A 23,969-nucleotide genomic window follows, 5' to 3' on the forward strand; every position below is an offset into this window, starting at 1 on the left:
CCCAAATCGTCCCAAGGTGGCCTTGCCCACAATGGTTCGGGTGGCATTATATACCCGGGTAAGTACCGACGAACAAGCCCGAGAGGGTCATTCCATCGCCGCCCAGCGGGACCGCCTCCTCGCTTTCTGCCGCTCACAGAGCTGGGACGTGGCTGGTATCTACGCCGACGAAGGCCACTCAGGCGCGACCCTGGACCGCCCCCAGCTTGCCCGCCTCCGCGAAGACGTGCGGGCCGGCCGGGTCAATCTCGTCCTCGTCTGGAAGGTGGACCGCCTTTCCCGCCGCGTTTCCCACCTGGCCCAGCTCATCGACGAGTTCGACCGCCACGGGTGCGCGTTCCGGTCGGTCACCGAGCCCTTCGACACCAGCCACGCGGCGGGTCGGGCTTTCCTCCAGATGCTGGCTGTGTTCGCCGAGTTCGAGCGCGAGCTGATCCGGGAGCGGGTAACGCAGGGCATCCATCAGCGGATCAAGGCCGGCTACATCCACGGTCGCCCGAAGGCCCTGGGCTACGTGATCCCAGGCGACGGCGCGGTCTGGCAGGTCGACGAGCGCGAAGCCGCCATCGTCCGCTGGATCTACGACCAGTACCTCCGCGGCGTGGGCTCCATGCGGATCGCCATGGCCCTCAAGGAGGGCGTTCCCGAACTGCCCGCTGACGTGTTGCAGCGCGAGTTTGGGCACCTCAGCGTGGCGAGCCTGGCCGACCGCGTGCGCTGGATTCTCAAGAACCCGATCTATGCGGGATACACGACTCTCAACGGTACCCTTCTTCCTGGCCGGCACGAGGCCATCATCGAGCCCGGCCGCTGGCACCAGGTCCAGGAACTCTTCAAGAAGCGCCAGGTCTACGGTCCTCGGGGCCGGACCTCCCCGTACATCCTGAGCGGGCTCATCTACTGCGGCGCCTGCGGCTCGCCGATGTGGGGGTTCAGCCAGAGCAACAAGCCCCGGGGCCGCAAGCAGCCCAAACGGACCACCCGAACCGGTCGGTACGCCTATTACGTGTGCAAACAGGGTGGCACGATGGAAGGCCGCCTCCGCACGTGCCGCAACTGGGGCATCCGCAAGGAGCGGGTCGAGGCGGAAGTGCTGAACCGGATCCGCCAGCTCGCCCTGGCGCCCCAGGAGGTGGCAGCGGCCCTGCCGACGAAGGTGGAGCCCGAGGATGAAGACCAGCGCCGCCTGCGCCAGCTGCGAGCCGAACTTGCAGCGCTGCGGCGGCGCCAACAGAACCTGATTACCACGATCGAGCGGGCGCCGGACCTCGAGGACGCGCTGCTCGACCGCCTACGGGAGCTCGCCGACGAGCAGCGCCGGCTCCAGCAGGAGATCGACCGCCTCGAGGCCCGGGCCCAATCCCAGCGCCCGCCGGTGAGCCGCGAGGAGCTCGCCTCCCTCCTCGCCCACGTCGACGAGGTCCTCGATCACGCCGACCCGGACGAGTTACGGGAGCTGGTCCGCCTGTTCGTCCGCCGCGTGATCGTGATGCCGCGGCAAGGCAATGCGCCGAAGGAGATCAAGGTTGAGCTTTACCCCTTAACGGCCGAATGAGAAGCCCCTCTGGTACATCGACGATCTCCACCGTGGAACCCTCGCCAAGGCCGAGCCGCACCCGGCTTTCAGCCGGGAGTACCACCCGGCCGAGTTCGTCCACACAGCGGCGGTGGGCAAGGATTCTAAGGTTACCCGAGTACGCCAGCGCGTACTCTGCGGAGGCCGCCCCCCGCTGCTCCGCCAGCGGTGCCAGCCAGCGGCGCAGCCGGGGTGCGCGGCCCACACCCGCGGCCACCATGCGCAGTACCGTCCATACCACCGCTTCCGCCTCCTTGCCAGTCGGTGGGTCCGTGCCTCGGCCCGAGGTCGAACCGCCTCCCGCGGGCGTCTCCGAGGCACACCCAACGTCAGCCAACCCGCCGGTTGCCGGCCCCGCGACGGGCGTTCCTGGGATCTCACCCCCTTCCCCGGCGCTGGCGGTCCGGGCGGCCCCCACGGACGGCACCGGGTTCGGTCCGAGTCCATCGGCTGGGCTCCGGGCGACACCGGCTGGGTCCGCGGGACCGCCCATGGCCGCTCAGCGGTAGAGGCGCAGGAACTGCAGCACGTTGGGCAGCAGGACGACGATCAGGACCGGCGGCAAGAGCAGCCCCATGGTGACGACCGTCAGCCAGAAGGGCAGTCCGTCGGCCTGGCGCTGGAGCCGGCGAGCCGCCAAGGCTCGCATCAGGCGGATCTGGTCGTCCAGGGTCTGGGCGAGCGGCAAGCCCCGGGCCTCTGCCTCGACCAACGTCCGCAAGGCGACGGTCACCGCGGGGTCGGGGTACAGCCGTGCCAGCTCCTGGAGTGGCCGGCGCAGCGGCTCGCCGGCCCGCACGCGGGCGAAGGCCTCGCGGGCGTCGTCCACCAGGGGACCGTGGCCGACGTCGTTGGCCACCTCGACGGCCTGTCGCAGGCTCAGGCCCCCGCGAGCGGCCAGGGCGACGTCTTCCAACCAACCGGGCAACCCCGCGCGAACCCGCGCCGCTCGTCGCCGGCCGGCCGCCTCGAGGCACGCCAGGAAGACGCGCCGACCAGCCAGGAATCCCACCCCGGGCAGCAGCCACCACCCGGCATGGCGAAACCCGGTCGTCGCCGCCACGACCACGGCCAGGCAGGCCCCACTCGCGGCTCCCGTCCATGCGGCGACGCCCAGCGCGCGGCAAATCCACCCCAGGCCGTCGTCTCCGACGATCCGGTGCCAGCCGGCGCGCCGCACGAGCAGCACGAGGTCGACATCCGCAGGCGGACGGGCGGGCCACGGCCACCGCTCGATCCACGAGGCCCAGGCCGGTCGGGCCGGACGGGGGAGGCCACGGCCATCGATGCGGGTTCGCAGCCACCGCACCCCGGCGGGCAGCACGCCCGGTCCCCGGTGAACCGCCCACCCCGCCGCCGCCCCGGCCGACATGGCGACCAACACGGCCACGAGCCATCCCGTCACGGGGACCCCTCCCCGTCGCCGGTCAACGAGCCGGCCAACCGGCGCAAGAGGTGGATGCCCGTGAGCCACGAGGCGACGGCGTAGGCCAACCCCCAGCGTCCGATCGGGTCGTCCCACAGGGGTCGCAGGAAGGCTGGATCCAGCGCCAGCGCGTACGCCGTGACCACCACCGGCAGGCCGGCCAGGAGCCGTGCCGAAAGGCGGGCTTCCGCCGTCCGCGCCGCCACGTCCGCCCAAGCCAGCCGCTGCTCCCGCAAGCCCTGGATGACGGCCAGGATCGGACCGGTGGCATCGCCGCCCGTCCGTCGGTGGGCCGCGGCCACCGCCTGGCAGCGCCGGAGGGCGCGGAGACCGCTGCGGGCGTACCACATGCCCAGGGCTTCCTCCAAGGGGAGGCCGGCTCCCAGGGCGGCGACGAACGCACCCTTCGCCGGTTCGAGCACCGGCGCCGGCACCTCCCGGGCGGCCTCGAGCCAGGCCTGGCGCAGGGGTCGCCCTGCCTGGAGCTGGGCGATCACGGTCACCAGGACCCCTTCCAGGGCATCCGCCATCGCGTCCACCGCCTTCGCCGTGGCCGGCCGGTGCGGCCCGCTCGGTGCGTGCGATAGCGCGATCCCCAGCCGGTACCACGGCCCCCCGAGGCGTCCACCTAGCCCGGGACGTCGCCGGTGCCCGGTGCCGCGCTGGATGCCACCTGGCCGCCGCCACGGCGGAGGGTCCGGCAAGGCCGAGGCGGCCACGCCGACGGCCACCGTCACGGCCAGGGCGAAGGCCGTCGCCGCCTCAACGGATGTCGGCAGTCCAGGCATCGGCACGTCCCTCGCCTTCCGTCGCGAGCCGTCCCGTCGACGCCGCACGCGTCGGGTCCCGGCGCCACCGTTCGGCGTCGGGGTGGGGCTGGAGCGGGACCGGCTCCACCCGGCCCCCCGGCCGCACTGCCGCGATCTCGGTCACCACCCGGCGGCCACTTCGAACCCGTTCCTGGTGGACCACCAGGTGGATGGCCCGGCTGACCTGCTCCCGCACCAGCGAGGGCGCCCAGTTCTCCCCGGCCAGCAACACCAGCTGCTCGAGGCGGCGCAGGGCGTCCAGGGTGCCGTTGGCGTGGATGGTACACACCGATCCCAGGTGACCGGTGTTCAGCGCCTGCAGGAGGTCGGCGGCCTCCTCGCCCCGGACCTCGCCCACCACCAGGCGGTCCGGACGCATGCGGAGGGCGTTGCGCAGCAAGGTGCGAAGGGGCACGGCGCCCTGACCGTCCACCCCGGCCGGCCGGGCCTCGAGGCGCACCACGTGGCGATCGGGACCGAGGTCGATCTCCGCCGCCTCCTCCAGGGTGATCACCCGCTCCCACGGATGGGTGGCGGCCCGGAGAAGGGCGATCAACGTGGTCGTCTTCCCGGAGCTGGTCGCCCCGGAGATCAGCACGTTCCGCCGGGAGCGGACGGCGGCCGCCAGGAACTCCGCCGCGTCGGCGGTGAGCGTCCCCAGCCGCACCAGGTCGTCCAGGGACGGGCGACGACGGTGGAAGCGGCGAACCGTCAGCACCGGCCCGTCGACGGCCAAGGGGGGTACGATGGCGTGGATGCGATCCCCCGATGGCAAGCGGGCGTCGACGAAGGGGTGGGCGGGGTCGACCCGCCGTCCCAAGGGTGCGACGATGCGGTTGATCGTCTCGATCAGGTGGTCCGCGTCGCGGAAGCGGGCAGGGTAGGGCTGGATACGGCCCTCCCGCTCGACGAACACGCGTTCGGGACCGTTGACCATGATCTCGGTGACGGCGTCGTCACCCAGCAGGGCATCGATAGGTCCAAGCCCGACCATCTCGGCGCAGATCGCCTGGACGAGACCCGGGGCGGGCACCGTTCCCGCCGCCACGCCCGGACGGGCGAGGACCTGGGTCACGAACGCCTCCAGCCGTTGGCGCAATTCCGGTCCCGGCGGTTGGCGGAGCAGCTGGGGGCGTTCCCGCAGCAGCCGCTCGCGCACCGCCTCGACGAGCTCCAGGAAGCGCCGGTCGTTCCACGGCCCCGGAGGGGCGATCTCAGCCCGCATGGAAGCCCACCCCCCGGCGGCCCCCATCCGCCGGCGTCCGTACGTCGGCCCGCCAGCGGTGCCACAGGCGTCGCAGGACACCCTGACGCTGGGGACGGAGCGGGGTGCCCAGGATCCTCCCGAGGAGCGCGGTGACGGCCTCGGCGGCCGGATGGCCGGGTTGGGCCAGGCCAAGCGGCAAGCCGTCGGCCGCGGCCCGCTGCACCGCCTCGGGGTCGTCCGGAACCCAGGCGATCACCGGCCCGGCCAGGTACTTCTCCGTCTCCGCCCGCATGGCGTCAGCCCCGCGCCAGCGATTGACGACCACGGCCCATTCGCTCCCCGGGACGCCGTGGGCACCGAGCGCCTCGATCCAGAGGCGGGTCCGCCGCAGGGCCCCGGGCTCCGGGGTCGTCACCGCCAGGAGGACGCCGGGGGATCCCTCCGGCCACGGGCCGGTGGGGAACGCAGGAGTCGGCGGCAAGTCCACCACCACCACGTCGAAGGCGGTGGCCGCCCGTCGCAACAGGCGAGGGAGGGTGGGGGGCTCGATGAGTCCCGCCAGGTCCGGACGCGGCGGACCGGCCAGCACCCGCAGCCCCGACCGCGGGTGCACGAGCCACTGGTCGAGCCACCCTTCGTCGTCGCCGTCCAGCAAGGGCTGCAAATCGAGCACCGTTGGCCCCGGAGGTAGGTCCAGCGCCACAGCCGCGTCCGCCGCCGTCCAATGGGCGTCCACCAGCCCGCAACGCAAGCCGTGCACGGCCGCCGTCACGGCCAGTTCGCACGCCAGCCAGGTCCGACCCGCCCCTCCCTTGGCTCCGCCGACCATCACGAGGAGCCCGCCGCGGGCGGCAACGGGATCGCGGCGTGGGGGTGGAGGCACCGCCTCCCGTTGGTCGCGCGGAATCGACCCCGCCCGCCGCCCGGCCGTCGTCGGGTCCGTCGCCTGGGGCCGCGGGATCGCCACCCCGTCGGGCGGTGCCGCGACCGCGGGCGGCGGGCCGCCCAGGCCGGGCGGTCCGGGCGCCAAGGCCGGTTCCTCCCGGCCGTCGGCATCGGGGATCGCATCCAGGGAAGCCACAACCCGCACGCCCGGCTCGACACCGAGGAGGGCCGCAGCCGCCGCCTGCCAGACGTCCAGCGGTGCGCCGGGCGGGGCCAGCAGATACAGGTCCCCCTGCCCGTGCCGTTCGCGGATGATGCGCCCGCTGCGCAGGGCATCCGCCAGGTCCCCGGCCTGGACCAGCCACAAGTCCACCGGTCCACGGGGATCGGTGACCGCGTCGGCCGTCCGGGCCAGACCGGCGGGCGCCCAGCCCGGACGACGGGCAAGCCGTTCGATCTGCTCGGGACGCAACCCCACGCCATACCACCAGGTCTTGGGCTCCCCGGTCACGGGGCATCCTCCCCCTCGCCCACCCAGGCTGGGTCCACCAGCGGGATCGGCGCCGAACCCGCCGGCACATCCGCGCCGGACGACGTCTCCGCCGGTGCCGAGCCGGTGTCGACGTTCGCCTCGCCGCCGGGCTCCGGACCGACGTCTCCCCCGGTCGCGCCGGTCCCAGGGCCCTCCGTCCCCTGCGGCGACGCCCCGGGCTCGTCGACAGGCGGAGGCCCCGCGGTGCCGGGCGCCGGCACCGCGGTGGGGCGACGCAGGAAGAGGTTGTCCCAGGTGATGCCGCCGCTCCCTCCCTCGCCACCCGTGGCCGATGCCAGGGCCAGGTAGACGCGCCCGTAGGTGAGGGCGTAGGCCAGCCGCTCGGCCTGGTCGGCCGAGACCGCCAGCAGCACCCCCAGCGGCCGATCCTCCTCCCAGCGGCGGCCTTCCTCGTCCCGGACCTGAAGGACCGGCAGGTTCTCCAGCAGGGTCCGGGCTACGGCGCCGGATCCTTGACCGCCGACGAAGATCACGTCGACGCGGTCACCCGGCTGCACGGCGCCACCCAGCCCTTCTTCCAGCCGGGCCGGCACGAAGAAGGCGTGCTGGTCCCCCTGGAGGTAGAGGGAGAGGCCCGCACCCTCACCGGGCGCGACGTCCGTGAGGAGCAGGGGCTCGCCGGCTTCCACGTCGCGGCGCAACACCTTGCCCACCACGGTGGCCGGGTCGGTGACGGCCTTGGGGTGCACGGCGACGGCGGGCATCTGCGTGACCGCCACCATCTGGGCCTCCAGGGGTACGGGCGCCTGGAGGGGGCGGGTGGCCACCACCACCGGTGAGGACGCGGTGGCGTCCACGTAGAGGACGTACGCGCTGGCTCCGGCCAGCAACGCCACAGCGAGGCTGATCGCCGACCGCCACGACAGCCGGGCCACCGGGCCACCTCCTTCCATATAATGGATTCCACGACCCACCGTAGCACAGGGTCCTAGGAAAGTCAACTCTTTCCATTACAATATTTTACTGGTATCCTTGAGCTGGAGGTGGGTCACCGTGCAGGGAACGGGGATCCAGGAGGATCACGGGACGACGGCGGCCCAGCAGGCTGCAGCGAGGGAGGCCCGGCAAGGCGCGGAGAAGGAGTTCGCAGGAAGCGTCGCGGCCCGCGGGTCCGGGGACGGCAGCCGCGGCGAGGCGGGACCAGCCCCGTCGGCGCGGGCCGATCCGTCGACCTGCCGGTGGACGCCACCGCTGGCGCCCACCGCTGGCGATGGAGCAGCCCCGGCACCGGCGCGGCCGCATACCGCCCCGTCCGGCGGCGATGGCGGCCGTCCACGGGCTCCGGGCCGTCGGCGAGCGGGGCGGTGGGGAATCGGCGGGCGGCCCAGGGGGCGGTCCCGGCTGGCCGTCGTCCTGGCCGGTCTCGTCTTGATGTCCGTGCCGGCCCAGGCCGCCGGCTCGTGGTACGTCGACCTGGACGGCCACTGGGCCGCCGACGAGATCCGCGTCCTCTGGGAGGAGGGCGTCACCGACGGCTACAGCCGTCCCGACGCCCTCGGCCGGCCGCAGACCTACTTCCTCCCCAACGCGTATATGGAACGCGCCCAGTTCGCCGTGCTGCTGGCCAAGGTCATGGGACTGGCGCCCGACACCACCGGTCCGCCCGTCTACCCCGACGTGCCACCCGGTTACCGCGCGGGTGGCGATCTCGACGCCTACCCGTGGGTGCAGGCCGGCGCGCGGGCCGGCCTCTTCCCGGACGAACCCGGCCGACCCTTCCGGCCCGGCGACGTCGTCCGTCGCGACGAGGCGGTGGCGATGCTCGTCCACGCCCTGGAGCTGACCTGGTATGCCGAGCGCATGCCGGAGAGCCGGATCGAGGCCCTGCTCGGCGCCTACCGGGACGCCGACCGGATTCGCCCCGCCCTGCGCCGGGCCGTGGCGGCGGCCGTCGACTTGGCCATCGTCGTGGGATATGGCGACGGCTTCCTCCGGCCGGACCGCTCGCTGACTCGCGCCGAGGGAGCGACCCTGATCTACAAGTCCGCGCTGCTGCGGGTCGGCGCCGATCCGCCCTCCTTCTCGCCCGACGGCGACCACGTCCAAGACCGGACCCGCCTCGGCGCCCGCGCGCTGCTGAACCGCAACCAGACCGGCTGGGAGGTCCAGGTCCTGACGCCCGACGGTCAGCCGGTGCGCACCTGGTCCGGGCAGCGGCTTCCCGCCAGCTGGGACTGGGACGGCCGGGACGAGGGGGGCCGCCCGGTACCCGCCGGACTCTATCTCCTGCGTGGCGAGCTGGTGGCCCGCCAGGGCACGCGCTTCACCTCCGCCGTCGAACCCCTCGAGGTGGTCTACCACCGGTTGGTGGCCACCGCGTCGCCGGCCGTGGTGGAGGCCGGCGAACCGGTCCACATCCAGGCGCTGACAGAGGGGCCCGTGGTGCGCGTCGTCGTGCATCTTCCGGGGGACACGGCGCCGACCCCGATGGCGCGCACCGCCCCGGGGACCTGGGAGGCGGGCTGGACGGTGCCGGAGGACACCGAGCCGGGGAGCCAGGCCCTGGTGGTGGTCGCGGCCTTTCCGGAGACCGTACGGCGGGAGACGGTCTACGTGGACGTCCTGCCCCCGCTGTGGATCCAGGGCGCGGTGGCGCCGAACCCGGCCCGGCCGGGAGAGCCGGTGACGGTCACCGCGACGGTGCCGGCCACGACCGACGTCGTCACCCTCCACCCGCCGAACCAGCCCTCGATCCCGTTGCGGGAGGTCGGAGATGGACGGTGGACCGCCCGGTGGCAGGTTCCTCCCGATGCCGCTCCGGGCTCATCCTTGCCCCTCGAGCTGGAAGCCCGTCGGCGCGACCGACGCGCCGTCGCGCATCTGGACCTGGCCGTGGCCGAGGGGGCGGCGAATCGCGAGCCCGTGTTCCACCTGACCCATTGATCTGGCTGGACCGAAGCGGCCACGGGGTTGCCCCGAGGATCGGGCCCGCCGGCGGGTGGCGACCCCGCCGGGGTCGCCACCCGCCGGCGTCGCTGCAACCGGCACGGCGGCCGCCCCCGTACACCGAGCCATGGCACACCACGGCGCCAGGCGACGTGCAAGGCGCAGGCGCAAGGCGGCCTGGGGAACATAATCCGGTGGTCAGGGGTCGACCATGGTGCAGTGAGGCGGACGCTGCACGGGTGTTGAACGGTGGAGGGGCGGCGAGGTGCGGCCCCGCGGCCGCACCCCGCCGCCCCTGCAGCCCCTTCGTGGAAACCCCTTGGCCTTGGCGGGAACCCCTGGGTAGGAAGGGGATAGGCCCAGGCGCCACCGGCGGGGCACGGGTTCCGTGGCCTGCGGCGGCCACCGGCGGGGCACAGGCGCCCTCGCCCAGGGAAGCCCTGGGGAGCCACGGGCGCCGTCGCCCGCGGAAGCTCCGGTGGGCCACGGGCGCCGTCGCCCGCGGAAGCTCCGGTGGGCCACGGGCGCCGTCGCCCACGGGAGCGCCGATCGCCACGGCAACCCCATCGGGCCACCTGGCGACCGCCCCCAGCCCGGCGGCGATCGGCCGCCGTTCGCGGCCGGTCGCCGTACCACCGTGCCACCCGGTCCCGTCTCCAGGGCCCCAGCGGGGCGTATGCCCTCCCCGGGGTCTCCCCCTCGACCAAATCCCCCGGCGACTCGGCCTTGCCCTTGCCCCGATCCCCGGCGCCTAGACCTTGACCCAGCCCTCCCGGATCGCGTGGATCACCGCCTGGGTGCGGTCGCTGACGCCCAGCTTGCGGAAGATCGAGGTGATGTGGTTCTTGACCGTCTTCTCGCTGATGAACAGACGCTGGCCGATCTCCCGGTTGGAGACGCCCTCCGCCACCAGCTGCAGGACCTCGAACTCGCGGCGGGTGAGGGGCTCGGGGATGCCCCCGCCCAGGGGGGTCCACCGCTCGCGGCGGCGGGTTCCCAGCTGCAGCACGCGCGCCGAAAGGGTCGGGTGCACGTAGCCCTCGCCCCGGCAGCAGAGGCGCACCGCCTCGACCAGCGCCCGCGGCTCCACGTCCTTGAGCACGAAGCCGCTGGCGCCGGCAGCGATGGCCTCCAGCAGGTACTCCTCCTGATCGTGGATGGTCAGCACCAGGACCTGGGTCGACGGCGCGGCCGAGCGGATCTGTCGCGTGGCCTCGATCCCCGACATGTCGGGCAGGTTGATGTCCATGACGACCAGGTCGGGCCGAAGCTGGGCCGCGCGGCGCACGGCCTCGCCGCCGCTGCCGGCCTCCCCCACCACCTCGATGTCCGGCTCCAGCTGGAGCACCTGCCGCAGGCCCTCGCGGAGCAGCGCGTGGTCGTCAACGATCAGGACCCGAATCGGCATGGCCGCCTCCCTCCCTCCCCAGCGGGATGTCCAGGCGTACCCGCGTCCCCTGGCCGGGACGGCTGTGGATCTCCAGGCGTCCGCCCACCATCGCGAGGCGCTCCGCCATGTTGGCGAGGCCGAAGCGGTCCGCTGGGCGCGCGGCGGTGGGGTCGAAGCCGCGGCCGTCGTCGCTCACCTCGGCCCACAGCCGCCGCGGCGCGAGCTCCAGCCGCACCACCGCCTGGGTGGCGCCGGCATGCTTCCAGACGTTGTTCAACGCCTCTTGCACCACGCGGTAGACCGCGATCTCCACGGCGGGGTCGAGGCGCCGGATGGCGCCCCGCGTGACCAGCTCCACCGGCAGGCCCGTCCTGTCGACGAACCCCGCCGCGTACTGGCGCAGGGCGGGCACCAGGCCGAGGTCGTCCAGGACCATGGGCCGCAGGTCGAAGATGATCTTGCGGACGTCGTGGAGGCTCTCGCGGGTCAGCGCCTTGAGGCGCTCCAGCTCCTGCCGGGCCCGGTCCGGGTCGTCCGCCAGCAGGCGCTGGCAGACCTCGGCGCGGAGCGCCACCTGGGCCAGCATCTGGGCGGGGCCGTCGTGGATGTCCCGCGCCAGGCGGCGGCGTTCCTCCTCCTGGGCGCGCAGCAGCATCAACCCCACCTGCAGGCGTCGCTGCAGGTCCGCCGCCTGCCCCACCAGGCGCCCCAGGTTCCCGGAGAGCAGCTCGGCGGCGAGGCGGACGTGCTCCCCCACCTCGTCGGCTCGCCGCACCGTCGCCTCCAGGCGGCGCAGGCGCCGCTCCAGCTCGTCGCGCCGCTGGCGCAGCTGGGCCTCCCGCTCCTGGGCCCGGACCCAGTCCTCGTGGAGGCGCAGGGCCTCCTCGTACGCCTGGCGATAGGCCTCCTCGCCGAAGCGATGGAAGTGGCGCGAGATCTCCACCAATCGCAGGCGCGCCTGCTGCTGGCGGCGGCCCAGCTGGTCCACCCGTTCGATCAGGGTCGCCAACTGCTCCCGCACCGCATCCAGCTCGCGTGCGGCGTCGCGGTGCTCCTGGCGCGCGTGCTCCGCGACGGCGAGGACCTGTTCGCGGCCGCGCTCCACGGCGGCCAGGATCTCGCGCAGGATGCGGTCGAGGGCCAGGGGATCGAGGGGGCCGAGGGACGCCGCTGCCACCGCCTCCACCCGCACCACCGCCAACGGGCGCGCCAGCCCCAGGAGGGGAGCCGGCCCCGCCGTCAATCCGTCCATCCGGGTTATCGGCGGGGGACGGCCAGACGTGCAGACGCGGACGACGCCGGACCGTCACCGGGGCGCCGGGGATCGGCCGCATCCCGACGATGGGATTGGCCGGCCGCCCGCATCGGCGGGACGCGGCGCGCGAGGCGCCGCGGGCGCCCTCAGCGCCATGGCCGGTAGGCGTCCGCAGCGCGCCGGCCGGTGCGCGTCCGCACCGCCATGGCCCGCGGGCGTCCGCATCGCACCGGCCGGTGGACGTCCGCAGCCCCATGGGCCGCGCGCGTCCGCGTCGCACCGGCCGGTGGGCGTCCGCAGCCCCATGGCCCGCGCGCGTCCGCGTCGCACCGGCCGAGGGCTTTCGCAGCGCCATGGCCGGCAGGGTCCGCATCGCGCCGGGCCAGGGGCTCCCGCAGCGCGATGCCCGGTAGGCGCCCGCAGCGCGCCCGCCGGCGGACCTCCGCCCCGCCACGGTCGACGGACGCCCACACTGCGTCGGCCGGTGGGGCTAGGACCGCAGCACGCCGCGCTGGGCCAGGTGCCGGAGCACCCAGCGCTCGACGCGCCGCACCAGGCGGGTGCCGATGAATTCCTTGCCGGGAAGCGGCGTCACCAGGACGGTCACCATGCCGAGGCGGTTGCCGCCGAGGACGTCGGTGAAGATCTGGTCGCCGATGACGGCGGCGTGGGCCGGTTCGACCCCGAGGGTCTCGAGGGCACGCAGGAAGGCGCGGCGGCGGGGCTTGGTGGCCGCGTGCACCGCCGGGACCCCGCAGGCCCGGGCGAAGAGCTGCACCCGCGCCTCGAGGTTGTTGGAGAGGATGCAGGCGACGAACCCCTGGGCCCGCGCCTGGTCCAGCCAGCGGCGGAGGTTCTCGTCGGGCAGCGGCTGGTCCCGCCGCGCCAGGGTGTTGTCGAGGTCGAGGATCAGACCCCGCACGCCCCGGCCGCGCAGGTCGTCCCAGCGGATGGCATAGATGGATGGGACGACCAGATCGGGAGTCAGCAGCCGCCACAACCGCCGCACGCCCTGGGCTCCTTTCCGGTTCTCCGGACCCATTATACGGCACGCCTGAAACGGCGCGCCCAGCCGGTCCGCCACCGGGCGGAAGGGGCGGACGGGCGGGGCCCACGGCGCCGGGGCGATCCCGCCTGCGGACGAGCATGCGGCGCCGGTGTGTGGCCCGGTGGTGGACGGCGCCGAGGGGGCCGGTGTTGGGGGGCGACCGCTCAGTCGTCCTCCGCGTTCGGGCTGGACGCACCGCCGTCCCGCCGCGGGCCGGGTTCGTCCAGCACGCGGCGGGTCAACCAGCGCACCGCCCGCTTCTCGATGCGCGAGACGTAGGAGCGCGAGATGCCCAGGACCCTCGCCACCTCCCGCTGGGTGTAGCGGCGCTGGCCGTCGAGCCCGAAGCGCAGCTCCAGCACCCGCCGCTCCCGGGGGCCCAGCTCCCGCACCGCGTCCCGGATGCGTCCGGCCAGCAGGCGGCGGCCCACGGCGTCCTCCACGGCGTCGTCCTCCGCCGGCAACATGTCCATCAGGGTCACCTCGTTGCCCTCGCGGTCGACGCCGATGGGGCTCTGCAGGAACACCTCCCGCCGGTTGCGCCGGGTCGCGCGCAGGTGCATGAGGATCTCGTTCTCGATGCAGCGGGCGGCGTAGGTGGCGAGGCGCGTGCCCTTGCTCGGGTCGAAGGAGTCGACGCCCTTGATCAGTCCGACGGTGCCGATGCTGATCAGGTCCTCCGGGTCCTCGCCGGTGTCGTCGAACTTCTTGGCGATGTGGGCCACCAGGCGCAGGTTGCGCTCGATCAGCACCTCGCGGGCGCGGGCGTCACCGCGTCGCATGCGCTCCAGGTAGTGGGCCTCTTCCTCCGGCGTGAGGGGCTGGGGAAAGCTGCGGCCCGTCTGAAGATAACCGATCAAGTAGAGCAGACCGCGCACCAGGGCCGCCCCAAGGAGCAGCAGCCATCCGGGTCCCATGGCAGCGCCTCCTTGCCAACGGGTGGCGAGCCGGGCATCCGCCGCCGTGTGCCCGGCACCGCGCCCCCTGCGGCCCGCCGGATCGCCTGCGGACGAACCGGCCAGCACGAGGGGCACTGCCACGGTATGCACCGCGGCCCCGCGCCGTACCTGTCCCGGTGCGCCATTGGGCGTGATCGCGGAGATTGGGCATGCGCGGAAGGCCGGGTGGGCGGCCGCCGGCGGTGAGGGTCCCGGCCACGACCCCCTGGGGCCGCCTGCCGCCGGCGCCGTCGGCGCATCCGCACCCTCGGCGACCCGCTGCCTCCCCAGGGCCGGCGATCCGCCCGGACCTCAGCCGCCCCGCTCCTCCAGGGACTGGCGATAGGCCTGGACGTTGCGCTCGTGCTCCGCCAGGGTGCGCGCGAAGCGGTGACGGCCCGATCCGTCCGGGCTGAGCACGAAGTACAGGTAGTCGACGTCCGCGGGGTGCAGGACGGCCTCCAGGGACGCCCGGCCCGGGGACCCGATGGGACCGGGGGGCAGGCCCGGGTGGCGGTAGGTGTTGTAGGGCGAAGCCACCTGGAGGTCGCGGGCGGTCAACGGCCCCGAGGTCCGCCCCAGGGCGTAGAGCACCGTCGGGTCGGCGTCCAGCGACATCCCGCGTTCCAGGCGGTTGCGGTACACGGCCGCGATCAGCGGGCGCTCCTCCGCCACCCGGGCTTCGCGTTCCACGATGGACGCCAGGGTGACCACCTGGTGGACCGTGAGCCCCTGGCGCTGGGCCTCGGCCTGTTCCTCCGGACCGAAGACCTCCTGGAAGCGGTCCAGCATCATCCGCACCACCTGGTCCGGATCGGCGACGCGGCCGCGTTCGTCCACGGGCACCCGGTACGTGTCGGGGAAGAGGTAGCCCTCCAGGGGCTCCTGGAGCGCGGCCCGCACCTCCCGATCCCGCGGCAGATAGGGCCAAGTGGCGGCTGCGCGGTCCAGTGCCGCGCGGAAGGCCGCGCGCTCCACCAGCCCCCGGGTGACCAGGTGGTCGACGATCTGCTCCACGGTCCAGCCCTCGGGGATGGTGAAGCGGGCGGTCAGCACCTCGCCTCGCGCCAGCTTGTCCAACACGGCCCTCGCCGCCATGCCCGGGCTCAGCCGGTAGACCCCCGCCTTGAGCCGGCCGTCCCGCCCCTGCGCGCGGGCCAGCAGCCGGAAGGCCAGCGGGTGCCGGATCAGCCCGCGGCGGTGCAAGAGCTCCGCGATCTCCGCCGTCGAGGCACCCTGGGGGATGCGTACCACCACCGCCTCGGACGAACCGGGTCGGGGCGGTTCCAGGGCATGGAGATAGGCACGGTATGCCCACCCTGCGGCGCCTGCCAGCAGGACGAGGGTCGCGGCCGCCACCAGCCCCACTCCCCGCCGCCCGAAGCGCTCCACCGCTGGCCCTCCCCACCTCCCGCCGGTTGGCCGGCACCACGGCCCCGGACGCAGCCCTTCGCCGGCGCGCCCCCGGGCCTACCGGCTGCCGCGCCGGGGGCCACCGGCGCCCTCGTCCCCCCGATCCGGATCCTCGCCCTCGTCCTCCTCGTCCAGCCCTGCGTCGTCCAGCGCCTCCAGGTCGCCGCCCTCTTCGTCCTCGTCATCCAGCTCGTCGTCCGCCAGGTCCTCGTCGCTCCACTCGGCCTCCTCCCACTCCTCGTCGTCGGGGCCGAGCAGCTCGTCGGCGTACGCCTCGTCCTCCTCCTCGGCGACCATGTCCTCCCAGGCCTCCGCCACGGCGTCCCACTCGTCGTCGTCCTCGATCTCCACCAGGACCGGGGTGCCGTCGTCCTCGTGCAGCAGGCGGAAGATGAAGGCCTCCTCCTCGTCGTCGGGATCGGCGACGATGGCGTACTTGCGGTCGTCCAGCTCCACCAGGTCGATGACCACGAACTGCTGCTCCTCGCCGTTCTCGTCCCGGAAGGTGACGATCCGGCGCTCCTCCGGCAGATCCATGCCTGCCCCACCACCTTTCTCCGCAGCTCCCCGCCGTCGGGGGTCGCCGGGGCGGGCCCCACGCCCGCGCCCTTCGCGGGGAGATTCGCTACCGTCGGGCCGTCGCCTGCGGGCCGCCTCCAAGAACCCCTGTAGGATGATGGTCGCCGCCATGCGGTCGATCACCTGCTTGCGCCGACGCCGGGACACGTCGGCCGCGATCAGCACCCGCTCCGCCTCGACGGTGGACAGCCGCTCGTCCCATAGGGTTACCCGGGGCACGCCCGCTTGCCGCAGGGCGTCGGCGAACCGCTCGGCGGCGTGCGCCTCCGGACCCCGTCGACCGTCGAGGCGGCGCGGCCAGCCGACCACGACGCCGTGCACGTCGTACTTGCGGACCAAGGCGGCGACCTGGGCCGCGTTCTCGGCGTCGGAGCGGCGGCGCAGGCTGGTCAGCGGGCGCGCCACGATCCCCTCCGGGTCGCTGATCGCCACCCCGATCACCCGTTCGCCGAGATCCAGGCCGAGCCAGCGCACGACCTCCTCCAGCCTCCTCCGCGCCGACCGAGCCGCCATCGCGTCGCCACGCCCTGACCGCGGGACCAGCGTCCGCCCCGGCCGCGGGATCGGCGCCCACCCTGGCCAGGCGCTCGGCCCACCCTGGCGGGGGGCCTCCGCCTCCCCCTGCGGCCACCGAGTCGCGTCCCTGGCGTGGCGGCGTCGCTCAAAGCCAGCGCGGCTCGCGCCGCCGGGGCGACAGCAACAGCAGGGCCGCCGCGCCGGCGACGAACCCGGCGATGTGCGCCCACCAGGCCACCAGGCTGACGTTGGGCGCGCCCAGCGCCGCCAGGCCGTTCAGCACCTGCAGGCCGAACCAGACCAGCAGGAAGACCCAGGCGGGCACTTCTGCTACGGTAATGAAGATAAACAGAAAGATCAAGGTGATGATCCGCGACCGGGGGAACGCCAGGAAATAGGCGCCCAACACGCCGGCGACGGCCCCGCTAGCCCCGATGGTGGGGATGGTCGATGAGGGGTTGGCCAGCACGTGGACGTAGTTCCCCACCACGCCCGTCAGGAGGTAGAAGACCAAGAACCGGCCGCGTCCGAGGCGGTCCTCCACGTTGTCGCCGAACACCCAGAGGAAGAGCATGTTGCCCAGCAGGTGGAGCAGGCTGCCGTGGAGGAACATGGCGGTCACCAGGGGCAGGTAAGGGGCGATGCCCACCTGCGGCAGCATCCCCAGGGGCGGGATGGCCGCCGGCACCACCCCGTACCGTTGGGCCAGGGCGGCGATGCCGGCCTCGGGCGTCGGCCCCGTGGTCCATTGGACGAAGAACACATAGACATTGAGGGCGATGAGCAGTACCGTGATCCAGGGAAAGCGCCGGGAGCGGATGGTGTCGCGCAACGGGATCATGGCGTGCTCCTTTCCAGCTCTCTCGCCGGCACCCCACCGGCGGGGTGCCCACCCCGGCGGCCGCTGCCGGCGCGGAGTCGACGGAGCATCGGCGGTTTGGAAGCGGGGTGATCGGTGATGACCCAGCCGATGGTGCCGTCGCCGCGTTCCCGCCCGCCCCGGCTGCGACGCCGGCGCGACCCCGGTCGCCCGGGAGCGGTCCGGGTCTTCGGACCCCGCGGCGGAGGAACCGTCGCCCAGGGTGCCATCCTCGTGCCGGAGCCCCCGGCGCGGCGAGGGCTCTGGGCTCGCCTCAAGGCCGAACTCGCCTACCTCGCCGGCCTGCGGCGCCTCTGGCTGGTCGTCGCCGCCACCGCCTTCGTGGTCGGCTTCCTCTTTGGCACTTGGTTCGGCCACGACCTGTCGCGGGTGGCTCACCTCCGGTAAGAGAGCGGGGAGGCCGGGGCGGCGCCAGCTCGGGCAGCCGCTTCCCGCCGGCGTCGGGCCGCGAGCGCCTTGGCGGCCGACACGCCGGGGATGTGGCGCACGGTCGGCGCGCGCCACGGCCGACCGTTCTTTTCGAAACGGATGCGGCGGGATGCGGCGATGCGCGCAGCCGCCCGGGCACGCCGCGCAGCCGTTCATCGGAGCCCGGGGCCCGCACCCCTCATCGGCCGCCGGGGCAGCGGCCGCCGCAGGGGGCGACCTGGGCGAGCCGCCCTAGGCCTCGCGGCGCCGGGTCCCGCCCCGCAGGGCCGCCACGTAGGCCCGGACCAGCTCGGCCAGCAGCTGATCGCGCTCCACCCGGACCACCAGCGCCCGCGCCCCCCGGTGGCTGGTGATGTACGCGGGATCGCCCGAGAGCAGGTATCCGGCCAGCTGTCGCACCGGATCGTAGCCCCGCTCCTCGAGGGCCTCGTAGACCGCGGCCAGCACCGCCGCGGCATCCGGCGGCGCATCCCCGCCCTCCCCCGCGGGCGTCGCCGGCAAGGGGGCTGCCCCGCCGTACATCGTCGGCTCGGCGTCGGCGACGGGCCTCCGGTCCGGTCCCGGTCCGCGGCCGGCCACCGGCGGCACCGGCTCCGCTCCTTGGTGCACACCTCTCGCCTCCGCTCCACGGCTCCCTGGGCTCCGGGCGGCGCCGAGCGGCCCGCGGACCGTTAGCCCTGGCCGCGTGCCGCCACGCCCGCCGCGCCCAGTTGCTCCAGCCACGACCGGCGACCCTGCTCGAGGGCCTCCGCCAGGCGGCCGGGCTCGCGGCCGCCGGCCTGGGCCAGATCGGGGCGGCCGCCACCGCCGCCGCCCACCCGGCGGGCGACCTCACCGACCAGGCGACCCGCGTGGAGCCCGCGCTGCTGGGCGCCCGGCGTCAAGGCGGCCACCAACAGAGCCCGGTCGCCCGACCGCGCCCCCAACAGCACCGCAGCCTCCCCGGCGCGCTGGCGCAGGTAGTCGGCGGTCTCTCGCAAGACCTCGGGGTCGTCCACGGGGAGTTCGCCCACGATCACCCGCACCCCTGCCACCGCCGGCGCCTCCGCCAGCAGCCGGTCGGCCGCCTGGCGCGCCAGGCGACCCTGCAGCCGGTGCACCTGGCGCTCCAGGTCGCGGTGGGCCTCCACCAGCGCCTCCAGGCGAGCGGGCAAATCGTCCACCGGTGCCCGCAGGGTGGCCGCCAGCCGCTGGAGCAGGTCTTCCCGCTGGCGCAGATAGGCCAGGCTCGACCAGCCGGTCACCGCCTCGACGCGCCGCACGCCCGCCGCCACGCTTCCCTCGCCGGTGAGCTTGAAGAGCCCGATGTCGCTGGTGGACGCCACGTGGGTGCCGCCGCAGAGCTCGAGGCTGTAGTCGCCGATCTGGACCACCCGCACCTCGCGGCCGTACTTTTCCCCGAAGAGGGCGATGGCACCCGCCTCCAGCGCCTCCTCCAGGCTGGTCCAGTACCAGCGCACGGGGACGGCGGCCAGGATCACCCGATTGACCTCGTCCTCGATGGCCCGGAGCTGATCCGGCGTCGGTGCCTCGAAGTGGGTGAAGTCGAACCGCAGCCGGTCCGGCGCCACCAGCGAACCCGCCTGGTTGACGTGGTCGCCCAGCACCCGCTTCAGGGCCGCGTGGAGCAGGTGGGTCGCGGTGTGGTTGCGCATGATGGCCGCGCGGCGGGCGCCGTCGACCCGGGCCCGGACCCGGTCGCCCACGGTCAACGTCCCCTCGGTGACGCGGGCCTTGTGGAGGATCCGGCCCCCGGGCAGCGGCTGGGTGTCGACCACCTGCAGGCGTGCGCCGGCCGCCTCCAGCCAGCCGGTGTCGCCCACCTGTCCGCCCCGCTCGGCGTAGAAGGGCGTGCGGTCGAGGATCACGCCCACCTCCTCGCCGGCACGGGCGCGCTCCACCGGCTCCTCGTCCTTCACCAGCAGCCGCACCGTCCCCTCGTCCTCCAATCGCTCGTAGCCGGTGAAGGTCGTGGCCGGTTCGTCCGCCAGGGCCTGGGCCAGGGGCGAGCCGGGGTCCCAGTCCGCCTCGACCTCCCGGGCCGCCCGGGCCCGCTCCCGCTGGACGGCCATGGCCCGCTCGAAGCCCTCGCGGTCGACCCGCAGGCCGGCCTCCTCGGCGGCGTCCTCCGTCAGGTCGAGGGGGAAGCCGTAGGTGTCGTACAGCACGAAGGCCTCCTCGCCGCGGATCACGCCGTCGCCCCGCCGCCGCGCCCGTTCGATCAGCTCGGCCAGGATCTCCATGCCCTGGTCCAGCGTGCGGAAGAACCGCTCCTCCTCCGCCCGGATCACGCGGGCGACGTACTCGCCCCGCTGGCGCACCTCGGGGTAGGCGTCGCCCATCACCTCGCCCACCGTGTCCACCAACCGGTGGAGGAAGGGCTCCCGCAACCCCAGGATGCGACCGAAGCGGACGGCCCGCCGCAGGATGCGGCGCAAGACGTGGCCCCGACCCTCGTTGCTGGGCAGCACGCCGTCGGCGATCAGGAAGGTGCAGGCCCGGGCGTGGTCGGCGATGACCCGGAAGGGGAACCCGCGCTCGCCGTCCTCGTACCGTCGCCCGGTCAGCTCCTCGGTGGCTCGGATCAGCGGCCGGAACAGGTCGGTGTCGAAGTTGGAGGGCACGCCCTGCATCACCGACGCGATGCGCTCGAGGCCCATCCCCGTGTCGATGGAGGGCCGCGGCAGGGGTTCGAGACGGCCGCTCTCGTCGCGGTTGAACTGCATGAAGACCAGGTTCCAGATCTCCAGCCAGCGGTCGCAGTCGCAGGCGCCGATGCCGCAGACCTCGGCATCGCAGCGGAACTCCTCGCCCCGGTCGTACACGATCTCGCTGCACGGCCCGCAGGGGCCGGTGTCGCCCATGGCCCAGAAGTTGTCCTTCTCCCCCAGGCGGACGATGCGGTGGGCCGGGATACCCGTGACCTCCTGCCACAGACGGAAGGCCTCGTCGTCGTCCCGGTAGATGGTGGCCCAGAGGCGGTCCCTGGGCAGGCCGAGCTCCTCCGTCAGGAAGGTCCAGGCGAAGCGGATGGCGTCGCGCTTGAAGTAGTCGCCGAACGAGAAGTTGCCCAGCATCTCGAAGAAGGTGTGGTGGCGGGCGGTCTTGCCCACGTTCTCCAGGTCGTTGTGCTTGCCGCCGGCGCGCATGCACTTCTGCGCCGTGGTCGCCCGCTTGTAGGGCACCTTCTCCTTGCCCGTGAACACGTCCTTGAACTGGACCATGCCGGCGTTGGTGAAGAGCAGGGTGGGGTCGTCCTTCGGGATGAGGGACGAACTCGGCACGATGGTGTGGCCGTGGCGCTCGAAGAACCGCAGGAAGCGCTCCCGGATCTCCGCCGCCGGCATCCCCGGCAGGCTCGCAGCCACCATCTCGCCACCTCCTTGGGGTTGGCTCGCCCAATCCGACGCTCCGACCGCGCCGCCCCGCCCCGGCCCGGGACACCGCCGCGAACCGCCCGGCCCGACGGCGCGGCGCAGGCCCGCCCGGGACCGGCGCGATCCGGCGCGCGCGAAAGAAAAACCGCCACCGGCCAAGGGCCGGGGCGGGCCAAGCCGCGGTACCACCCGAGCTTCACCCCGCCCTCGCGGGCGGGGCCTCCATGGGTCGGCGGGGGTCGCCCCGGCGGCGGGGCACCGCCGACCCGCGCGGTAACGGCGCGCCGCCGGGTGCACTTGGGGAGGGCCGCCGTCGGCCCGGCGTCGGGGACGCCCCTTCCCTGGGGTCCCCGTCCCTGGGATCCAGGGCGGCGTGGGTCGGGCCCTTGGCGACCTCCCTTGGTGCACCGGCTCCGGGAGGGCCTGCACGCCACCGCCCGAGAGCCTCGCAGCCGGGGGCTCCCTCTCTGGGGGGCGGGAAGGCGGCTTGGTCCCGTCATCGCCTGGGACCGGCCCGACGGCCAGCGGCCGGTCCCCATGGTCCCGATGGAATCACCCGCATTTTCCCATGTCCACCGGGGCCCGTCAACTCGCGCCGGGTCGTCGTCCGTGTCACGTTCCGGTGGGTGCCCCCAGCGGTGAATCGGCTGTCAAGCCACCGGTGCGTGGACATGGGCCAGGTCGCGCAGCACCTGAACCCAGGGTTTGGTCGCATGCGGCCCGGTGAGCGCTGGGATGCGGGCACGCAGCCAACGGGCTGGGTCCTCCTCGAGCTGGCGCATCACGCGCTGAACGGCCTGGCGTGTCGCCTGCCGCACGCCGGGCGAAATCTGCAGGGGCCGGCCGCCGAGGACCGCGCGCCAGTGGGGGTCCACGCGTTCGCTCAAGAGCCGCGCCAAGTGGTCGGCGCCGCGTTCACTCCAACACGCCCCATGCCGTTTCATCCGTCGTGCAAGGACGTGAAAGACTTCTGCTTCGATCGCCCCCAGCCGCGGCGCTTCCCCAGAAGCCACAATCCCGTCCCAGTGCTCCCGCAAGTAGCCGCGCAGCCGCAACAAGCGCTCCCGCGCCGGACCACGCCGCCCCCGTAGCGCCTGGCGAAGCGCCGACTCCACGCCCGCCCAATCCCCCGCTTCGATGGCCCGGCACACCTGGGCGTACGTCTCCTCGGAAGGCGATAACGCCTCCCGGAGGGCTCTCCGCAGGTGGAACGGATCCAGCCGGTAACACGCGCGGGGGAAGTACTGCAACCCCTGCTTGACCCAATGCGCCCCATCGCCTCCGAGGTAACAAGCCTGGACCGCGCTCAGATCCCAGTGCGTCCCCCAATAGGCGCTCGCCTGCTCCCAAAAGGCCGTCCCCGGCATCACCCCCGCCACGACCCGCCGCTCCCGCAGCGCTTGCCGGTTCGAACCCACGGCTTGCTTGCCTTCGTACTCGACCCCCAGCTTCAACACCACCGGTTGCCCTCGACCCCGCAGATAAACCTCGTCCGCTTCGGCATGCAGCTGCGCACTCCGGCGCCGGCCTTCCGGCACCTGGCCCTCCACGAACACCGACCGCCGTAGCCGCTCCGCCGCCTCCTTCAACCGGCGCCCCGCCCGTTGGGACGCCCGCCACACCGTCATCGCCCGCGCCGGTGCCTGCCCCGCCGTCAACTCCCGCAGGACCGCCGCCGCTCGGTGATACGGCATCTCCGTCGCGAGCCGCCGGCACAGCGCTTCCAGCCGCGGCGACAGTCGCCGCCGCGATTCCAAGCCCAGTGCTTCATCCAGCAAGAACACACCCTGGCCCGTCGCCCGGTCCCGGTAGTAACGTCGCTTCACCTGCAACTCGCCCAGCGGCGTGTCCAGGACCCGCTCCCGCGTATCCAGGCACTCATATCGGCTCGGGTCCCGCTCCTGCATCAGTCGCTCATCGATCCCGGCCAACACCCACTCCAGCAGCCGCAGTGTCAGCCGGCCGCTGAGCCGCTGAACGGCTTCCTCCAGTTCGCCAAACGATCGGTCCTCCGTCACCAGCTCCGCCAGTTCCCGCAATGTCTGGAGGAAAAGTTCGCGCACAGCGTGTATGCTGAGCATGGGGCCTCACCCTCCGACTGCCGCTGGGGAAGCCGTCCCGATGCAGGGACAGCCTCCGGGTGAGGCCTTTTCTATTTGCCTCGACCCTCACCTACCGAAACGTTACACGGACCGGGTCGTCCCGGCCCGGCGGGCGCCGGGGCCGGCGGCCGCGGCGGTCCCGGCGCCGCCCTCGCGGCGCGCCGGAGGGGACGCGACAGCGGGCGGGCAGGGGCTCGTCGACCGGTGGCGAACGGGATCGCCGAGGTGATGCGGGTGAAGCCCGGATTCGTGCCCGGCCTGCGGGCCGAGGTGAAGGCCGTCGTCGACGCCGGCATGCAGGCCGCCTTCGACGGTCGCGTCATCCACCCCCTCTATTCCACCTGGGCGCTGGTCCACCATCTGGAACACGCCGCCCGCCGGGTCCTGGAACCGTTCCTGGAGCCCCACGAGGAGGGGGTGGGCTACGCCGTGGAGGTCCGCCACCTGGCGCCGACGCCGGTGGGCGCGCGGGTGAGGGCGGTGGCGGTGCTGGAGGCGGTCGAGGGCAACCGGGTGGTGTGTCGCGTCGAGGCCTACAACGACCTGGAGAAGATCGCCGAGGGCCGGCAGGTCCAGGTGGTGCTCGACCGGGCCGCCTTCCGGCGCCGCATCGCCGAGCTGCAGCGCCGCCTGGGGACGGGCGGCACCGACGGGGGGGCGGTCCGCGGCCCGCAGGCGACGGGCGGCTAGGCGACCGTCG

20 protein-coding genes are annotated in these 23,969 nt (G+C 73.8%); 4 read left to right on the top strand and 16 right to left on the bottom strand.

Annotation, left to right across the window (positions count from 1 at the left end; genetic code table 11):
* Positions 1–31 precede the first annotated feature (31 nt).
* Positions 32–1,555: a recombinase family protein gene (locus tag Q5761_RS06165; RefSeq protein WP_318751622.1), complete on the top strand. Its 1,524-nt coding sequence runs from the start codon at positions 32–34 to the stop codon at positions 1,553–1,555.
* Here the strand turns inward: Q5761_RS06165 and Q5761_RS12390 are convergent.
* From Q5761_RS12390 to cpaB, 6 genes are all read right to left on the bottom strand, one after another.
* Positions 1,521–2,069 carry an AbrB/MazE/SpoVT family DNA-binding domain-containing protein gene (locus Q5761_RS12390; protein WP_413084483.1) on the bottom strand — a complete coding sequence of 183 codons (549 nt, stop codon included), beginning with the start codon at positions 2,067–2,069 and terminating at the stop codon, positions 1,521–1,523. The genes Q5761_RS06165 and Q5761_RS12390 overlap by 35 nt on opposite strands.
* Positions 2,070–2,075: 6 nt before the next feature.
* Positions 2,076–2,981 carry a type II secretion system F family protein gene (locus Q5761_RS06170; protein WP_318749914.1) on the bottom strand — a complete coding sequence of 302 codons (906 nt, stop codon included), beginning with the start codon at positions 2,979–2,981 and terminating at the stop codon, positions 2,076–2,078.
* Entirely contained in the window at positions 2,978–3,532 is a 555-nt protein-coding gene (locus Q5761_RS06175; protein ID WP_318749915.1) for a hypothetical protein, read from the bottom strand. The genes Q5761_RS06170 and Q5761_RS06175 overlap by 4 nt, the downstream gene beginning before the upstream one ends.
* A gap of 232 nt (positions 3,533–3,764) precedes the next feature.
* Positions 3,765–5,036 carry a CpaF family protein gene (locus tag Q5761_RS06180; RefSeq protein ID WP_318749916.1) on the bottom strand — a complete coding sequence of 424 codons (1,272 nt, stop codon included), beginning with the start codon at positions 5,034–5,036 and terminating at the stop codon, positions 3,765–3,767.
* Positions 5,026–6,414, bottom strand: coding sequence for a hypothetical protein (locus Q5761_RS06185; protein WP_318749917.1), 1,389 nt, complete (start codon positions 6,412–6,414; stop codon positions 5,026–5,028). The genes Q5761_RS06180 and Q5761_RS06185 overlap by 11 nt, the downstream gene beginning before the upstream one ends.
* Positions 6,411–7,331 (bottom strand): Flp pilus assembly protein CpaB, encoded by a 921-nt coding sequence (gene cpaB / locus Q5761_RS06190; RefSeq protein WP_318749918.1) that lies wholly within the window; start codon positions 7,329–7,331, stop codon positions 6,411–6,413. The genes Q5761_RS06185 and cpaB overlap by 4 nt, the downstream gene beginning before the upstream one ends.
* 496 nt (positions 7,332–7,827) lie before the next feature.
* Here cpaB and Q5761_RS06195 point away from each other — a divergent pair, with 496 nt between their 5' ends.
* Positions 7,828–9,339 carry an S-layer homology domain-containing protein gene (locus tag Q5761_RS06195; protein WP_318751623.1) on the top strand — a complete coding sequence of 504 codons (1,512 nt, stop codon included), beginning with the start codon at positions 7,828–7,830 and terminating at the stop codon, positions 9,337–9,339.
* 754 nt (positions 9,340–10,093) lie between these two features.
* On the opposite strand, the gene Q5761_RS06200 is transcribed toward Q5761_RS06195, so the two are convergent.
* From Q5761_RS06200 to Q5761_RS06230, 7 genes are all read right to left on the bottom strand, one after another.
* Positions 10,094–10,750, bottom strand: coding sequence for a response regulator (locus Q5761_RS06200; RefSeq protein WP_135225490.1), 657 nt, complete (start codon positions 10,748–10,750; stop codon positions 10,094–10,096).
* Complete coding sequence (locus Q5761_RS06205) at positions 10,725–11,984, bottom strand: sensor histidine kinase (protein WP_318749919.1); 1,260 nt, start codon at positions 11,982–11,984, stop codon at positions 10,725–10,727. The genes Q5761_RS06200 and Q5761_RS06205 overlap by 26 nt, the downstream gene beginning before the upstream one ends.
* Before the next feature lie 493 nt (positions 11,985–12,477).
* Complete coding sequence (locus tag Q5761_RS06210) at positions 12,478–12,996, bottom strand: YqeG family HAD IIIA-type phosphatase (protein ID WP_135225491.1); 519 nt, start codon at positions 12,994–12,996, stop codon at positions 12,478–12,480.
* Positions 12,997–13,199: 203 nt separating this feature from the next.
* The gene (gene sigK / locus Q5761_RS06215; protein WP_135225492.1) at positions 13,200–13,952 is read right to left on the bottom strand and encodes an RNA polymerase sporulation sigma factor SigK; all 753 of its coding nucleotides are present in this window, start codon (positions 13,950–13,952) and stop codon (positions 13,200–13,202) included.
* Positions 13,953–14,285: 333 nt separating this feature from the next.
* Positions 14,286–15,365: an endolytic transglycosylase MltG gene (gene mltG / locus Q5761_RS06220; RefSeq protein WP_318749920.1), complete on the bottom strand. Its 1,080-nt coding sequence runs from the start codon at positions 15,363–15,365 to the stop codon at positions 14,286–14,288.
* 78 nt (positions 15,366–15,443) lie between these two features.
* On the bottom strand, positions 15,444–16,439 hold the full coding sequence (gene ruvX / locus Q5761_RS06225) for a Holliday junction resolvase RuvX (protein ID WP_135225494.1): 996 nt from the start codon (positions 16,437–16,439) through the stop codon (positions 15,444–15,446).
* A 187-nt stretch (positions 16,440–16,626) separates the two neighbouring features.
* The gene (locus Q5761_RS06230; protein ID WP_135225495.1) at positions 16,627–17,322 is read right to left on the bottom strand and encodes a rhomboid family intramembrane serine protease; all 696 of its coding nucleotides are present in this window, start codon (positions 17,320–17,322) and stop codon (positions 16,627–16,629) included.
* Between the two features lie 117 nt (positions 17,323–17,439).
* On the opposite strand from Q5761_RS06230, the gene Q5761_RS06235 reads away from it, so the two are divergent.
* Entirely contained in the window at positions 17,440–17,748 is a 309-nt protein-coding gene (locus Q5761_RS06235) for a hypothetical protein (protein ID WP_135225496.1), read from the top strand.
* A gap of 273 nt (positions 17,749–18,021) precedes the next feature.
* On the opposite strand, the gene Q5761_RS06240 is transcribed toward Q5761_RS06235, so the two are convergent.
* The 3 genes from Q5761_RS06240 to Q5761_RS06250 form a co-directional block, all read right to left on the bottom strand.
* Positions 18,022–18,312 carry an IreB family regulatory phosphoprotein gene (locus Q5761_RS06240; RefSeq protein WP_135226087.1) on the bottom strand — a complete coding sequence of 97 codons (291 nt, stop codon included), beginning with the start codon at positions 18,310–18,312 and terminating at the stop codon, positions 18,022–18,024.
* Positions 18,313–18,461: 149 nt separating this feature from the next.
* Positions 18,462–21,161 (bottom strand): alanine--tRNA ligase, encoded by a 2,700-nt coding sequence (alaS, locus tag Q5761_RS06245; protein WP_318749921.1) that lies wholly within the window; start codon positions 21,159–21,161, stop codon positions 18,462–18,464.
* Between the two features lie 656 nt (positions 21,162–21,817).
* Positions 21,818–23,248 (bottom strand): ISLre2 family transposase, encoded by a 1,431-nt coding sequence (locus tag Q5761_RS06250; RefSeq protein WP_318749922.1) that lies wholly within the window; start codon positions 23,246–23,248, stop codon positions 21,818–21,820.
* Between the two features lie 225 nt (positions 23,249–23,473).
* Between Q5761_RS06250 and Q5761_RS06255 the strand changes: the two genes are divergently transcribed.
* Positions 23,474–23,959 carry a thioesterase family protein gene (locus Q5761_RS06255; RefSeq protein WP_243123307.1) on the top strand — a complete coding sequence of 162 codons (486 nt, stop codon included), beginning with the start codon at positions 23,474–23,476 and terminating at the stop codon, positions 23,957–23,959.
* Positions 23,960–23,969 lie beyond the last annotated feature (10 nt).

Source organism: Thermaerobacter composti, from assembly GCF_033582035.1.
Taxonomy (GTDB): Bacteria; Bacillota; Sulfobacillia; order Thermaerobacterales; family Thermaerobacteraceae; genus Thermaerobacter; species Thermaerobacter composti.